Origin of the sequence: Variovorax sp. YR634 (assembly GCF_900106655.1) — a bacterium.
Lineage (GTDB): Bacteria > Pseudomonadota > Gammaproteobacteria > Burkholderiales > Burkholderiaceae_C > Variovorax.
Genome location: NZ_FNOL01000010.1, coordinates 39,807 through 55,280, shown reverse-complemented (window position 1 = coordinate 55,280; position 15,474 = coordinate 39,807). Strand labels below are relative to the sequence as shown.

12 protein-coding genes are annotated in these 15,474 nt (G+C 67.6%); 11 read left to right on the top strand and 1 reads right to left on the bottom strand.

The genetic code is table 11. The features are described from left to right. Nucleotides 1–35 precede the first annotated feature (35 nt). From BLV60_RS17990 to BLV60_RS17965, 6 genes are all read left to right on the top strand, one after another. On the top strand, nucleotides 36–206 hold the full coding sequence (locus tag BLV60_RS17990) for a rubredoxin (protein ID WP_007838397.1): 171 nt from the start codon (nucleotides 36–38) through the stop codon (nucleotides 204–206). A gap of 84 nt (nucleotides 207–290) precedes the next feature. Further along, complete coding sequence (locus BLV60_RS17985; protein ID WP_021012487.1) at nucleotides 291–689, top strand: response regulator; 399 nt, start codon at nucleotides 291–293, stop codon at nucleotides 687–689. Next, nucleotides 689–1,054, top strand: a complete 366-nt coding sequence (locus BLV60_RS17980; protein WP_093056632.1) for a response regulator — start codon at nucleotides 689–691, stop codon at nucleotides 1,052–1,054. The genes BLV60_RS17985 and BLV60_RS17980 overlap by 1 nt, the downstream gene beginning before the upstream one ends. A gap of 19 nt (nucleotides 1,055–1,073) precedes the next feature. After that, entirely contained in the window at nucleotides 1,074–1,607 is a 534-nt protein-coding gene (locus BLV60_RS17975; RefSeq protein WP_093056631.1) for a chemotaxis protein CheW, read from the top strand. Between the two features lie 42 nt (nucleotides 1,608–1,649). After that, nucleotides 1,650–3,965: a methyl-accepting chemotaxis protein gene (locus BLV60_RS17970; RefSeq protein WP_093056630.1), complete on the top strand. Its 2,316-nt coding sequence runs from the start codon at nucleotides 1,650–1,652 to the stop codon at nucleotides 3,963–3,965. Between the two features lie 34 nt (nucleotides 3,966–3,999). Beyond that, the gene (locus BLV60_RS17965) at nucleotides 4,000–10,122 is read left to right on the top strand and encodes a hybrid sensor histidine kinase/response regulator (protein WP_093056629.1); all 6,123 of its coding nucleotides are present in this window, start codon (nucleotides 4,000–4,002) and stop codon (nucleotides 10,120–10,122) included. A 54-nt stretch (nucleotides 10,123–10,176) separates the two neighbouring features. Here BLV60_RS17965 and BLV60_RS17960 read toward each other — a convergent pair whose 3' ends face one another. After that, complete coding sequence (locus BLV60_RS17960; protein WP_093056628.1) at nucleotides 10,177–11,676, bottom strand: cryptochrome/photolyase family protein; 1,500 nt, start codon at nucleotides 11,674–11,676, stop codon at nucleotides 10,177–10,179. Here BLV60_RS17960 and BLV60_RS17955 point away from each other — a divergent pair, their 5' ends adjacent. The 5 genes from BLV60_RS17955 to BLV60_RS17935 are packed head-to-tail and all read left to right on the top strand — an operon-like array spanning nucleotide 11,677 to nucleotide 15,473. Next, nucleotides 11,677–12,276: a YqgE/AlgH family protein gene (locus tag BLV60_RS17955; protein WP_093056627.1), complete on the top strand. Its 600-nt coding sequence runs from the start codon at nucleotides 11,677–11,679 to the stop codon at nucleotides 12,274–12,276. Nucleotides 12,277–12,287: 11 nt separating this feature from the next. Further along, nucleotides 12,288–12,737, top strand: coding sequence for a Holliday junction resolvase RuvX (ruvX, locus tag BLV60_RS17950; protein ID WP_093056775.1), 450 nt, complete (start codon nucleotides 12,288–12,290; stop codon nucleotides 12,735–12,737). Continuing rightward, the gene (gene pyrR / locus BLV60_RS17945; RefSeq protein WP_093056626.1) at nucleotides 12,734–13,231 is read left to right on the top strand and encodes a bifunctional pyr operon transcriptional regulator/uracil phosphoribosyltransferase PyrR; all 498 of its coding nucleotides are present in this window, start codon (nucleotides 12,734–12,736) and stop codon (nucleotides 13,229–13,231) included. Before ruvX ends, pyrR begins: the two co-directional genes overlap by 4 nt. Further along, nucleotides 13,231–14,193 carry an aspartate carbamoyltransferase catalytic subunit gene (locus BLV60_RS17940; RefSeq protein ID WP_093056625.1) on the top strand — a complete coding sequence of 321 codons (963 nt, stop codon included), beginning with the start codon at nucleotides 13,231–13,233 and terminating at the stop codon, nucleotides 14,191–14,193. The genes pyrR and BLV60_RS17940 overlap by 1 nt, the downstream gene beginning before the upstream one ends. Next, nucleotides 14,190–15,473, top strand: coding sequence for a dihydroorotase (locus BLV60_RS17935; RefSeq protein ID WP_093056624.1), 1,284 nt, complete (start codon nucleotides 14,190–14,192; stop codon nucleotides 15,471–15,473). Before BLV60_RS17940 ends, BLV60_RS17935 begins: the two co-directional genes overlap by 4 nt. Nucleotide 15,474: the final 1 nt, after the last annotated feature.

Below are 15,474 nucleotides of genomic sequence, written 5' to 3'. Positions count from 1 at the left end.
TCGTTGCATTTAATGAACAAGGACTTTAAGCTCCGATGAATACGAAAACTTGGATGTGCCTGATTTGTGGGTGGATCTATGACGAAGCGGTTGGTGTACCGGAAGACGGCATCGCGGCAGGCACGGCCTGGGCCGATGTCCCGATGAACTGGACCTGTCCTGAGTGCGGTGCGCGCAAGGAAGACTTCGAAATGGTTGAAATCTGAAAGCATGGCATAGATAGAGCTACGCGGTCTGCGTCGATGTTCGGCGCGGCGGGCTTCCAAGTCTCATGAGCAGGAGCGTTTGCAATGGGCCCGAATGGATCAGGTTACAAGGTGCTTGTCATTGACGACAGCAATACCATCCGGCGCAGTGCCGAGATTTTTCTGAAGCAGGGTGGGCACGAGGTTCTTCTTGCGGAGGACGGCTTCGACGCGCTCTCCAAGGTTAACGACCACAAGCCGCATCTGATTTTCTGCGACATCCTGATGCCGCGGCTCGACGGCTACCAGACCTGCGCCATCATCAAGCGCAACGCCCATTTTTCCAACGTTCCGGTCGTCATGCTGTCTTCGAAAGACGGTGTATTCGACAAGGCCCGCGGCCGTATGGTCGGATCGCAAGACTACCTGACCAAGCCTTTCACCAAAGACCAGCTGCTGCAGGCCGTGCAGCAGTTTGGCATCGTTCAACAGGAAGTGCAGTAATGCCTATTCGCAAAATCCTCGTCGTCGACGACTCCAAGACGGAACTGGTGTTCCTGACCGACCTCCTCCAGAAGAACGGCTTTGCCGTCAAGACGGCTGAAAACGCCGACGACGCCATGCGCCGCCTGGAAGAAGACCACCCCGACCTGATCCTCATGGACGTCGTGATGCCCGGCCAGAACGGCTTCCAGCTCACGCGCGCCATTGCCCGCGACCCGAAGTACGCGGCGATCCCGATCATCCTGTGCACCAGCAAGAACCAGGAAACCGACCGCGTCTGGGGCATGCGCCAGGGCGCACGCGACTACATCGTGAAGCCGGTCAACGCAGCCGACCTGATGTCCAAGATCAGCGCGCTGAACTGAGCGAAAGCCTGCCGAGTCCATGGCGAATCGCGATGCTCTGAGAGCCTTCCAGTCCCGGCTGGCGAGCCGCCTGCAGGCCGCTCGCACGACGGGCGTGGCTGCCACGTGGCTGGCGGTCGAGGCGGGCGAGGGCAAATACCTCTTTCCGCTGGGACACGCCGGCGAAATCTTTCCCTGGACGCCGCCACAGCCCGTGCCCTACACGGAGCCGTGGTTCCTCGGCGTTGCCAACCTGCGCGGCGGCCTCTATGGCGTCGTGCAGCTGTCGGCATTCGCCTCCGGCGTCCCGGTCGCGCTGGCCGCCACCGAGGCGGCGCGCATCCAGTCGCGGCTCGTTGCTTTCAACGAGCTGCTCGAAGTCAACTGCGCATTGCTGGTCGATCGACTGGCGGGGTTGCGGGGGGCGGAGGCCTTTACGGCGTCCGAGCCTCCTGGCGCAGAAGCACCTGCCTGGCATGGGCATCTGTTTACCGATGCAGCGGGGGAGCGCTGGCAGGAAGTCAACCTGCAAGCGCTTTCGCAGCAACCCCAGTTTTTGAGTATTGGTGCGTAGTGCTCCCGCACGCCGTACCGGAAACCACCTGAAGGACCGACCGTGAGCTCGATCGCCGACAAGTTCAAGAAATTACTGCCCGTGAACAACGGGAACGACAAGGCCCGCGTCGATGGCTCCGGTTCCACGATATCGCTTGACGATGTCGATACCGTCCAGGTTCCGGACGAGAAAACCGTGCGCCTCGCCAGGAAAGGTGCCGTGACCACGGACACCAGCTTCGGCGAGCTCGACCTGCCGGGCGGCGGCGGCGACGCCGCCAACGAGCCGGGCGCCACGGTTGCCGAAGCGGCGCCCGACACCACCGGCGGCCGCGCGGGCTCCAACCCGGCGAGGCAGCAGCGGATCCTGGCCATCCTGCTGGCCGTCGTGGTGCTGTTGCTGCTGCTGGTTGCCGGCTCCGCCATTCTTCGCGCGGAACGCCTGGCGCAGCAGGTGGCGGCCACCGGCCAGTCGCTGATGCAGTCGCAGCGTCTTGCCAAGTCGATCTCGCAGGCCCTCGTCGGCAGCGCCTCGGCGTTCGTCGAAGTGAAGGACAGCGCCGACGACCTCTCGCGCCGCGTACAGGGCCTGACCAACGGCGACGACTCGTTGCGCCTGGAACGCGTGGGCAACCAGTACGACGAGGAGATGAACAAGATCAATCCTCTCGTCACCCGCGCCGACGCCAGCGCCAAGGCCGTGCTGGCCCAGCGCCAGATCCTGACGCAGGTGGGCGCCGCTCTGCGCGACATCAACCAGCAGTCGTCCACGCTGCTCGAAATGACGGAAACCGTCGCGTCGCTGAAGATGCAGCAGAACGCCACGCTGCCTGAAATCTCGGCCGCCGGCCAGCTCGTGATGCTGACGCAGCGCATCGGCAAGTCGACCAACGAGTTCTTCACGGTCGAGGGCGTGAACCCCGACGCCGTGTTCCTGCTGGGCAAGGACCTGAACACCTTCCAGGAAACCACCCGCGGCCTGCTCGACGGCAACGCGCAGCAGCGCTTCCCCGGCTCGAAAGACCCGCAGACCCGCCAGCAGCTCGAAGCCATCCTGAAGACCTACGAGCAGATGCGCACACAGGCTTCGGCCATTCTGGGCAACCTGCAGGGCCTGGTGGCGGCGCGTGAAGCGCAGGCTTCCATCCTGACCGACAGCGAGCCGCTGCGTAAGTCGCTCGGCGACCTGCAGGAAAAGCTCTCCGCACGCACCGGCCTGGGCGCCGGCACCATCGTGCTGCTGTTCGTGCTGTCGCTGGCCGCCCTGGCACTCGCTGGCGCCATCGGTTTCGTGCAGGTGCGCGAAGGCCGTGAACGTGCCGCCGTCGCCGAACGCGAACGTCTGGCTGCCGAACAGGCTTCCGACGAAGCCGGCCGCGTGAACAACGCCAACCAGGCCGCCATTCTTCGGCTGATGAACGAACTGCAGACAGTGGCCGAAGGCGACCTGACGCAGGAAGCAACCGTGACCGAGGACATCACCGGCGCCATCGCCGACTCGGTGAACTACACGGTGGAAGAACTGCGACTGCTGGTGGGCAACGTGCAGAACACGGCAACCCGCGTGGCGCAGACGACGTCGCAGGTGGAAAGCACCTCGACCGAGCTGCTGGCCGCCTCTACCGAACAGCTGCGCGAAATTCGCGAAACCGGCCAGTCGGTGCTGACCATGGCCGAGCGAATCAACGGTGTGTCTACCCAGGCGCAAGAGTCCGCCACGGTGGCGCGCCAGTCGCTGCAGGCTGCATCCTCGGGTCTGCAGGCCGTGCAGAACGCCATCGGCGGTATGAACTCCATCCGCGACCAGATCCAGGAAACCTCCAAGCGGATCAAGCGCCTGGGCGAATCCTCGCAGGAGATTGGCGAAATCACCGAGCTGATCTCGGACATTACCGAACAGACGAACGTGCTGGCCCTGAACGCCGCCATCCAGGCCGCATCGGCCGGTGAAGCCGGACGAGGCTTCTCGGTGGTGGCGGAAGAAGTTCAGCGACTGGCCGAACGCTCCGCAGACGCCACGCGCCAGATCTCGGCGCTGGTGAAGGCGATTCAGACCGACACGCAGGATGCCGTGGGCGCCATGGAGCGCTCCACGCAGGGTGTGGTCGAAGGGGCCAAGCTGTCCGACAACGCGGGTACCGCGCTGTCCGAGATCGACCGCGTGTCGCGCCGACTCGCTGACCTGATTGAGCAGATTTCGCAATCCGCCTCCCGCGAAGCCGATTCGGCCAACGTGGTGGCCGCGAACATCCAGCACATTTTTGCCGTGACGGAACAGACCGGAGAAGGTACGCGCACCACCGCCCAGCAGGTGCGCGAACTGTCGCAGATGGCCGAAGAACTGCGTCGTTCGGTGGCTCGTTTCAAGATTGCCTGACCCACAAGATAGATAAGAACGGCGAGCACCCAACGTGTCGATTCAAACCCCTGCCACGGCCCCCCTCGCCGGCAACGTGCCGGCCACCGAAGACCTCGGGCCGCTGGCCTGGGTGCTGGGAGAAATCCAGAAATCCCTCGACGGTGTAGGCAAGTCGCTGCGGCGCTTCGTGCGCGACGTGGACGCCGCAGCCGAGCCCGAGGCCGGCCCGCTGCAGATGGCCCGCCAGCAACTGCACCAGGCCGTTGGCGCGCTCCAGATGGTGGGGCATTCCTCGCCCGCGCTGGTGCTCGGCGCCATCGAGTTCGCGGTGCAGGGCTTCATTGCCGAACCGCAGCGCTGCACCGATGCCGCGGTGGTCAAGATCGAGCGTGCCGGCTTCGCCGTCACCGATTTCCTCAACGCCCTGCTGGCCGGCAAGCCCGTGTCGTCGGTGGCGCTGTTTCCCCAGTACCGCGACGTGCTGGAGCTCGTCGGCAACGAGCGCGTTCACCCGGCCGACCTGTGGAGCACCGCCTGGCGCTGGGTCGAGGTCAAGCCCGCGCTGACGCAGGCCGCCATCGCCTATGACCCGGCCGTGCGCTCGAAGCTCGACCGCGAAGTGCTGCAACTGGTCAAGACCGGCGACGTGCAGGCCGCTCGGCGGCTGCATGCGCTGTGCCTGGGGCTCGGCCGCGGCGCTCTGCTGCCCCGCGTCGCCAGCTTCTGGACCCTGGCCGCCGGCTTTTTCGAAGCCCTGGCCACCGGGCTGATCACGCCCGATTCCTACGTCAAGCGCGCCGCCTCGCGCGTGCTGCTGCAGTACGCCACGCTCGCGCGCGGCGACAGCCTCGTGTCCGACCGTCTCGGGCAAGACCTGCTGTTCTTCTGCGCGCAGGCCGTGCCCACCGCCAGCGACGACGCCGCCACGCTGCGCACCGTGCGCAGCGCCTGGGGCATCGCCGGCGAACAGCGCATTGACTACACCGTCGAGCAGTTCGGCCGCTTCGATCCGCTGGTGTTGCAACAAGCGCGCAAGCGTATCGAGACCGCCAAGGAAATGTGGTCGGGCCTCTCGGGCGGCGACATCACCCGCACGCGCCAGGTGGCCGACACCTTCGCGCAGCTCGGCGAATCGCTGCAGAAGCTGCACCCGCCGAGCCTGCCGATGGTGCAGGCGCTGACCCATTCGGTCGAAGCCTCCGTGCGCTCCGGCCAGGCCCCGGGCACCGAACTCGCGATGGAAGTCGCCACCTCGGTGCTCTACCTGGAAGCCGCGCTCGAAGATCTGGACCCAAGCGATCCGCAGCTCACCTCGCGTACCCTGCAGCTGGCGGGCCGCATCGAACGCGTGCGCGCGGGCGGCCATTCCGAGCCGCTCGAGCCGTGGATGGAAGACCTCTATCGCCGCGTGAGCGACCGCCAGACCATGGGCACCGTGGTCGACGAGCTGCGCAGCCACCTGAGCGAACTCGAAAAATCGCTCGACCAGTATTTCCGCCGCCCGGCCGAAAAGGGCCTGCTGCGCACCGTGCCGACGCAGCTCCTGCAGATGCGCGGTGTGTTTTCCGTGCTCGGCCTCGACCAGGCCGCGCTCACCGTTCAGCGCATGCGCGACGACGTCGAGGCGATGCTCGTCAGCACCTCGCCGGCCGAAGAAATGGCCGGCTTCGACGCGCTGGGCAACAACCTCGGCGCGCTCGGTTTCCTGATCGACATGCTGGGCTACCAGCCCGCGCTGGCCAAGCGCCTGTTCGTGTTCGACGCCGAAGCCGGTGAACTCAAGCCGCTGATGGGCCGCCAGGCCACCGACAGCACTGCTGCCGACGGCGCCGCCCCGAGCCCGGCTCCGGTCGCCCAGGCCGTGCTCAGCATCGAGGAAGTCGACGCACAGATCGCCTCGAAGCTCGCCGCGCTCGCCACGCCCAACCGCAAGGCCAAGGTTTCGCCGATCGAGGAGTTCAGCAGCAAGGCCGACAGCTGGACGAACAAGATTTCCGGTCCGTCCGCGCTGCCCGACACCGAAGTCACCGAGCTCGAAGAAGACGACCTGCAGAACATCTTCCTCGACGAAGCCCGCGAGGTGGTGCAGAACGGCCTGGCCGCCATCGCCGAACTCGCCAGCTACCCGGACGACACCGAAGAACTCACGATCCTGCGTCGTGCCTTCCACACGCTCAAGGGCAGCTCGCGCATGGTCGGCCTCACCGACTTCGGCGACGCCGCCTGGTCGCTCGAACAGGTGCTCAACACCTGGCTGGCCGACCAGCGCGCCGCCACGCCGGAACTGCTGTCGGCCACCGAACGCACGATGAAGGACTTCAGCCAGTGGGTCGAGGCCATTGCCTCGGGCTCCGCACACGGCTGGCAGTCGGCACCGTTCAGCCGCGTGGCCAACGCGCTGCTGGCCGGCGAGCCCGTGCCCCCGCCGGTGCGCGTGGCCGATGCGGAGGCCCTGGCGGTCGCCGCGCGCCACATCGCGGCCGAAGCGCCTCATTCCGCGCCAGCGCCGCTCGAAGTTGCGGCGCCGGTGGCGGCGCAGCTGCCGCCCCTGCAATTGCCCGATCTGCCGGACCTGTCGCTTACCTCGGAAGCTCCCGCACCGGCTGCGGCACCCGAGGTGCCGTTCGAAACCGTGGCATGGCAGGAGCCCGAGAAGGCTGCCACGCCCGAGCCCGACGACGATTTCGCATCGACCGACTTCATCGATTTCGAAGCGAAGCAGACCACCGAGCCCGCAGCGCTTGAAGCCTTGCCGAGCGGCGAGGAGTTCGATTTCCTGGCGCCCCCCGCGAAGACGCCTGCCGCCGCCGAGCCGGAGCCGGCAGAGCCCGCTCCAGTCATCGAATCGATCGAAGCCACCGTGCCGACCACGGCCGGCCTGCCCGACCTGGACTGGGAGCCCGAGCCGCTGCCCGTGCAGGCTCCTACCGTTGTTGCAGCCGAGCCCGAAGTCATCGAAGCCGCGGCACTGCCGCTGCACGAAGAAGAACCGGAAGAGCCGGTCGCCGCACCCGAGCCGCAACCGGTGGCCGAAGCAGAGCCGGAGCCCGAGCCCGAACTGCCCGCCCCGGCGGTTGCCGAAGAGGTGCTCGTGCCCATCTTCGAAGCACCCCCGGTGCCTGAAGAACCGCAGATCCTCGTTGCCGACAAAGAAACAGAAGCAGAAGCGCCCGAACCTGTCGTGGCCGCTGCGCCAGCTGCGCAGCAGGAAAGCGCCGAAGACCAGGTCAAGGTCATCGGCCCGCTGCGCATCGGCATCCAGCTCTACAACGTCTACCTCAACGAGGCCGACGAATGGTCGCGCCAGCTCGCCACCGACGTCGGCGAATGGGCGCTCGAATCGCACGAACGCCTGCCCGACTCGACCGTTGCGCTGGCCCACTCGCTGGCCGGCAGCTCGGCCACGGTCGGCTTCCACAGCCTGTCGGGCATGGCCCGCCTGTTCGAAGCCGCGCTGCAGCATCTGCAAATGCAGGGCAGCGGCACGCGTGAGCAGGGCATGGTGCTGGTGGCCGCGGCCGACGAGCTGCGTCGCCTGCTGCACCAGTTCGCCGTCGGCTTCCTGCGTGATCCGGCCGAAGGCACGCTGCAGGCGCTGCGTGACATCGCCAATTCGCCGATGCCGACCGAAGTTGCCATGCGCGCCGAAGTCCGGCCGCTGCAGCAGGTGGTGGTCAGCGATTCCGTCGCCGACGTGGCGCTGGACGATTCCGAAGACGCCATCGACCTGGCCGACGCGGTCGACGTCGACCTGTTTCCGATCTTCGAGGAAGAGGCGGCCGAACTGCTGCCCCAGCTCGGCGAGGCGCTGCGCCAGTGGGCGCATCACCCCGACGACAGCGCGCCGCGCGCCTCGGTGCTGCGCACGCTGCACACGCTCAAGGGCAGCGCGCGGCTGGCCGGCGCCATGCGCCTTGGCGAGCGCGCGCACCGCATGGAGTCCGAGATCGAAGTCCTGGGTTCCCAGGGCGCGGAACGGGCCGACATCGAAAAGCTGCTGACGCGCCTCGACGCCCTGCAGGCCACCTTCGACGCACTGCGCGCGGCCGACGATGCCACGCAGGTCGAGCTGGCCCAGATCGTGGCCGCGGCCACCGCGACCGCATCCGCCGCCCAGCTGCTGCAGGTGGCGCCCGAAGCCGGCGTGCCGGCGAACGACGAAACCGCCGCCCCCGTGGCGAGCCTGGAAGACGCAGAATCCGTCGCTGCCGCACCGGCCGCACCCACGACGCTGCAACCGCGCCCTGCGCCCGCACTGCTCACGCCCCTGCGTGCCGCAACGGGCCAGGCCGTGCGCATCCGCACCCAGCTGCTCGACCGCCTGGTCGCGCAGACTGGCGAGGTCATCATCACGCGTTCGCGCCTGGAGGCCGAACTGGGCCAGCTGCGCGGCTCGCTGTCCGACCTCACGGGCAACCTGGACCGCCTGCGCCAGCAGCTGCGCGACATCGAAGTGCAGGCCGAAAGCCAGATGCAGTCCCGCCTGGCGCAAGCCAAGGACTCGCAACAGGGCTTCGACCCGCTGGAGTTCGACCGCTTCACCCGCGTGCAGGAACTCACGCGCATGATGGCCGAGTCGGTGAACGACGTGGCCACCGTGCAGCGCACGCTGCAAAAGACGGTGCAGGCGACGGAAGACGACCTCAGCGTGCAGGCGCGCCAGACGCGCGAACTGCAGCGCGGCCTGCTGCGCACGCGCATGGTGGAATTCGAAGGCATCTCCGACCGCCTCTACCGCGTGGTGCGCCAGGCCTCGAAGGACACCGGCAAGCAGGTGCGCCTGGACATCGTCGGCGGCTCCATCGAAATGGACCGCGGCGTACTGGACCGCATGACGCCCGCCTTCGAGCACTTGCTGCGCAACTGCGTGGCCCACGGCATCGAGGATTCGGCCGTGCGCGAGAAGGCCGGCAAGGACGCCAGCGGCCTGATCGTCATCGACCTGCACCATGAAGGCAACGACGTCTCGGTGAGCTTCCGCGACGACGGCGCCGGCCTCGACAACAAGCGCATCGCCGAGCGCGCCCGCGCCCTCGGCCTGCTCGGCCACGACCAGGAGCTGTCGGCCGAAGAAGCCACCGAGCTGATCTTCAAGCCCGGCTTCTCGACGGCGGGCCAGGTCTCCGAACTGGCCGGCCGCGGCATCGGCATGGACGTGGTGCGCGCGCAGATCGCGGCGCTCGGCGGCCGCATCGAAACGCACAGCAACCCGGGCCAGGGCACCACCTTCAAGCTGGTGCTGCCGCTGACCACCGCCGTGACGCACGTGGTGATGCTGCGCGCGGGCGAGGTGTCGATCGGCGTGCCGTCGAACCTGGTGGAACTGGTGCAGCGCGTGGGCGGAACCGACCTCGAGGCCGCCTACCTGCACAACAGCCATCCCTTCGGCCACGAACAGGTGCCGTTCTACTGGGCCGGCGCGCTGCTGCAAGCCTCGACCCGCAGCGAGCATGCGGGCGCCAAGAACAACACGATCGTGGTCGTGCGAAGCGCCGCGCAGCGCGTGGCCCTGCACGTGGACGAAGTGCTGGGTAACCAGGAAGTCGTGGTCAAGAACCTCGGCCCGCAACTTGCGCGGCTGCCCGGCCTGGCCGGCATCTCGGTGCTGGCTTCGGGCGCGGTGGCGCTGATCTACAACCCGGTGGCGCTGGCCGCGGTGCACGGCGAACAGGCGCGCGAGCGCCAGGCCGCCGCGCTGGTGGCGCCGGCGCAAGCCGCATCGGCCACGGCTGGGCAGGGCGCGCCGCAGGAGCCGTTGCCGGTGCTGGCCCCGGTGGCACCGCAGATTCCGCTGGTGCTGGTGGTAGACGACTCCATCACCGTGCGCCGCGTCACGCAGCGTCTGCTGCAGCGCGAAGGCTATCGCGTGTCGCTCGCGGCCGACGGCCTGCAGGCGCTCGAACGGCTGCAGCAGGAGCGCCCGGCGGTGGTGCTGTCGGACATCGAGATGCCGCGCATGGACGGCTTCGACCTGGCCCGCAACATCCGCGCCGACGCCGCATTGGCCGAGCTGCCGATCATCATGATCACCTCGCGCATCGCCGAGAAGCACCGCGACTACGCGCGCACGCTAGGCGTGAACCACTATCTCGGCAAGCCGTACTCGGAAGAGGAACTGCTGCGCCTGGTGCGTGCGTACACGAGCGAGTCGACGACGCTGGCTGCCGCCGCCTGACGCGCGGTTTTCAGGCAGCGATAAAGAAAAGGGCCTTCGGGCCCTTTTCTTTTTCTATTTCTGCAGCGCCTTCGCCCGCGCCACTCCGTAGCGCTGCAGCGTCTTCTCGCGCGCTTCGGCGTGGTCCACCACCGGCTTCGGGTACGTCTCGCCGAGCTTGATGCCCGCCGCCTCCAGCTCCACCGGCGACGCCATCCACGGCGCATGGATCGCCGCATTCGACAGCCCTGCCAGCTGCGGCAGGTAGCGGCGGATGAACTTGCCCTCGGGGTCGAAGCGCTCGCTCTGCGTCACCGGATTGAAGATGCGGAAGTAGGGCTGAGCGTCGCAGCCGCTCGAACTGGCCCATTGCCAGCCGCCGTTGTTCGACGCCAGCTCGAAGTCGTTAAGGTGCAGCGCGAAGTAGGCCTCGCCGCGCCGCCAGTCCAGCCCCAGGTCTTTGCACAGGAAGCTCGCCACCACCATGCGCAGGCGGTTGTGCATGTAGCCGCTCTGGTTGATCTGCAGCATGGCCGCGTCCACCAGCGGGTAGCCGGTGCGGCCCTGGCACCAGGCGTCGAACAGCTGGTCGGCGTGCTTGCCGTGGTGCCAGGTGATCTTGTCGTACTCGGGCCGGAAGCTCTTCGACTCGCCGCCCCGGTGCACGTGCGGAAAGTGAACCAGGATCTGGAAGTAGAACTCGCGCCAGATCAGCTCGCTCAGCCAGGTCGTCGCCCCGGCGTTGCCCTGCAGCGAGAGTTGGTGCGCCAGGCTGGCCATCTGCCGGATCGACACCGTGCCGAAACGCAGGTGCACCCCCATGTAGCTGGGCCCCCGCACCGCCGGAAAGTCGCGCGCCTCGTGGTAGCGGTCGATGCGCTCGAAGAAATCCTCGAACAGCAGGCCCGCGCCGCGCGTGCCCGTGGGAATTTCCAGCGCCGAGAGGTTGCTCTGCTCGAAGCCGATCTCCCGCAGCGTCGGCACCGGCTCGCCATAGGCCTGCGGCGAGGGCGCCAGCGCGTCGGCGTGGCTGCGCACCGGGTACGACTTGAGGAAGAACGCATCGACCTTCGCCAGCCAGGCCCGCTTGTAGGGCGTGAACACCGTGTAAGGCTGGTCGGTCTTGGTCATGACCTCGTCGCGGTCGAAGACGGTGGAGTCTTTGTAGGTGTGGAAGGCCACGCCGGCATTGGCCAGCGCGCCGAACACCTTGGCGTCGCGCTCCAGCGCGTCGGGCTCGTCGTCGCGGTTGGCAAATACCGCCTGTACGCCGAGTTCGCGTGCCAGCGCCGGAATTTCCTGCACCGCCGCGGCATGCCGCACGATCAGCCCGCCGCCCAGCGCGCGCAGCTCGGCCTCGAGCTCCACCAGCGATTCGCGGATGAATTCGACCCGGCGGTCGACCGTGGGCAGGGCGTCGAGGATGGCCTTGTCGAACACGAAAACGCAGACCACCTGGCGGCAGGCCCGCAGCGCGCGATACAGGGCCGCGTTGTCGTCCACCCGGAGGTCCCGGCGGAACCACATGAGCCCTTTGGGATAGGTCTTGTCAACGGCCAGTAAAATCGGAGGCATATGGCCGCCGATTCTGCCCCGATGAACCTTACGCATCACTTTTTGATAGCGATGCCCGGGATGGAAGACAAAACTTTCAACCGCAGCGTCGTGTACCTCTGCGAACACAGCGAGCGCGGTGCGCTCGGCCTGGTAATCAACAAACCCAGCGACATCAACCTGAGGGTGCTGTTCGAGAAGATCGAGCTCCATCTGGCCCGCCCCGAGCTGGGCGAAGCTCCCGTCTTCCAGGGCGGCCCGGTGCAGACCGAACGCGGCTTCGTGCTGCACGAGCCGGTCTTCACCCAGGCCGAGAAGCCCGAGGAATCGGTCTACGCCTCGACCATGACCATCCCCGGCGGGCTCGAAATGACCACCTCCAAGGACGTGCTGGAGGCCCTGGCCACCGGCGCGGGCCCGCGCAAGGTGCTGGTTTCGCTGGGCTATGCGGCCTGGGGCGAAGGCCAGCTCGAATCGGAACTGGCCGAGAACAGCTGGCTCACCGTGGGCGCCGATCCGGCCGTGATCTTCGACACCCCGATCGAGCAGCGCTACGACAGGGCGTTGCTGCTGCTGGGCCTCGAAGCGTGGAAATTGTCGCCAGACGCCGGACACGCATGAGCGCAGCCGCCATGCCAGACGCTCCCGCTCCTACTGCTTCTTCTTCCGTTCCCGCTGCTGCCGTTCCCGTCCCAGCCCATTTCCAGACCTTCCTGGCCTTCGATTTCGGCCTGAAGCGCACGGGCGTGGCCAGCGGCAACCGGCTGCTGCAGACGGCCACCCCGCAGCCCACCATCAAGGCCGAGGGCGACGCCCGCTTCGCGCAGGTCGAGGCGCGCATCAAGGAATGGCAGCCCGACGCGCTGGTGATCGGCGTGCCCTACCACCCCGACGGCGCCCCGCACGAGAACACCCGCCGCGCGCAGAAGTTCGCGCGCCAGCTGCGCGGCCGTTTCAACCTCCAGGTGTTCGAGGTCGACGAGCGCTACAGCACCACCGAGGCCCTGGCTTCGGGCGCGCGCGATGCCGATGCTGCCTCGGCCTGCATCATCCTGGAGCAATTCTTGAGGAGTCTCACGTGAGTTCAATTCCCGATGCCGAAGCGCTCTACACCAAGCTGCTTGCCGGCGTTAAGACGCTGATGCGCCCTGAAACCAGGCTGGTCGGCATCACCTCCGGCGGCGCCTGGCTGGTCGAGCGCCTGCAGAAAGACCTGGGCCTGAGCGGCGCCCCCGGCGTCATCTCGTCGGCCATGCACCGTGACGACTTCGCGCGCCGCGGCCTCTCGGCCAGCGCGCAGACCGTGCTGCCCTTCGACGTGAACGGCACCGACGTGCTGCTGCTCGACGACGTGCTCTACACCGGCCGCACCATCCGCGCGGTGCTCAACGAGTTGTTCGACTTCGGTCGCCCCGCCAGCGTGCGCCTGGCGGTGCTGGTGGATCGCGGTGGCCGCGAACTGCCCGTTGCCGCCGACTTCGCCGCCACCACGCTCACGCTGCCGAACACCCAGCTGCTTGCCCTGGCCCGCGCCGCAGACGGCGCCTTCAGCCTCAAGGTGGAGGAAAGCAAGTAATGCTCTACAAGCGAAATCCGCAGCTCAACAAGAACGGCGAGTTGATCCACCTGCTGTCGATCGAAGGCCTGCCCAAGGACATCGTCACGCACATCCTCGACACCGCCGCCAACTTCACGAGCGTGAGCGACCGCGAGGTGAAGAAGGTGCCTCTGCTGCGCGGCAAGAGCGTGTTCAACCTGTTCTTCGAGAACAGCACCCGCACCCGCACCACCTTCGAGATCGCGGCCAAGCGCCTCTCGGCCGACGTCATCAACCTCGACATCGCGCGCTCCTCGGCCACCAAGGGCGAATCGCTGCTCGACACCATCGCCAACCTGAGCGCAATGGCCGCCGACCTGTTCGTGGTGCGCCACAGCGAGTCGGGCGCGCCGTACCTGATCGCGCAGCACGTGGCGCCGCACGTGCACGTGGTGAACGCCGGCGACGGCCGCCACGCGCACCCGACGCAGGGGCTGCTCGACATGTACACGATCCGCCACTACAAGAAAGACTTCTCGAACCTCACGGTCGCCATCGTCGGCGACGTGCTGCACTCGCGCGTGGCGCGCTCCGACATCCATGCGCTCACCACGCTCGGCTGCGCAGAAGTGCGCGTGGTGGGCCCCAAGACGCTGGTGCCGAGCGACATGGCCGGCATGGGCGTGCGCGTGTGCCACACGCTCGAAGAGGGCATCAAGGACTGCGACGTCGTCATCATGCTGCGCCTGCAGAACGAGCGCATGAGCGGCGCGCTGCTGCCGTCGTCGCAAGAGTTCTTCAAGACCTTCGGCCTTACGCCCGAGAAGCTGCAGCTCGCCAAGCCGGACGCCATCGTGATGCACCCGGGCCCGATCAACCGCGGCGTGGAGATCGACTCCGCCGTGGTCGACGGCAAGCAGAGCGTGATCCTCCCGCAGGTCACTTTCGGCATCGCCGTGCGCATGGCGGTGATGAGCATCGTGGCAGGTAACGAAGCATGAACACACTGATCACCAACGGCCGCGTCGTCGACCCTGCATCGGGCATCGACAAGAAGGCCGACATCGCCATCGCCGACGGCAAGATCGCCGGCATCGGCAGCATCCCCGCCGGTTTCAAGGCCGAGCGCACCATCGATGCCGCGGGCTGCATCGTCGCCCCCGGTCTCGTCGACCTTGCCGCGCGCCTGCGCGAGCCCGGCTACGAACACGAAGGCATGCTCGAAAGCGAAATGGCCGCGGCCATTGCGGGCGGCGTCACCAGTCTCGTGTGCCCGCCCGACACCGACCCCGTGCTCGACGAACCCGGCCTGGTCGAGATGCTCAAGTTCCGCGCCGAGAAGCTGCAGTGCGCGCGCCTGTTTCCGCTCGGCGCGCTCACGCGCAACCTCGCCGGCGGCGTGCTGACCGAGATGGCCGAGCTCACCGAGGCCGGCTGCATCGGCTTCAGCCAGGCTGACGTGCCGCTGGCCGACACGCAGGTGCTGCAGCGTGCGCTGTCGTACGCCAGCACCTTCGGCTACACCGTGTGGCTGCGTCCGCAGGACCGCGACCTCGGCAAGGGCGTTGCGGCCAGCGGCCCGCTCGCCACGCGGCTCGGCCTCGCGGGCGTGCCCGTGTCGGCCGAGACGATCGCCATCTTCACCATCGTCGAGCTGATGAAGGCCACCGGCGCGCGCGTGCACCTGTGCCGCATCTCCAGCGCCCGCGGCGTGGCGCTGGTGCGCGAAGCCAAGGCGCAGGGCCTGCCGCTCACCTGCGACGTCAGCATCAACTCGCTGCACCTGGTCGACACCGACATCGGCTACTTCGACAGCCGTGCGCGCCTGAACCCGCCGCTGCGCCAGCAAGGCGACCGCGAGGCGCTTTCTGCCGCGCTGGCCGACGGCACCATCGATGCGCTGGTGTCCGACCACACGCCGGTCGAGGCCGACGCCAAGACGCTGCCCTTTGCCGAGAGCGAAGCGGGCGCGACCGGGCTCGAACTGCTGCTGCCGCTCGCGCTGCAATGGGGCGAGCGCAGCGGCGCGGGCGTCGCGCGCGCCATCGAGGTCATCACCTCTGCACCGGCGCGCCTGCTGGCCGCCGAAGACGCAGGCACCGGCATCGGTCGCCTGGTGGAAGGCGGCGTGGCCGACCTGTGCATTGCCGACCCCGGGCTCGAATGGCAGGTGCTGCCCGATGCGCTCAAGAGCCAGGGCAAGCACACGCCGTTCGCCGGCTATCCGATGCAGGGCCGCGCACGGCACACGCTGGTGGCGGGCCGGGTGGTACACGGCTGAC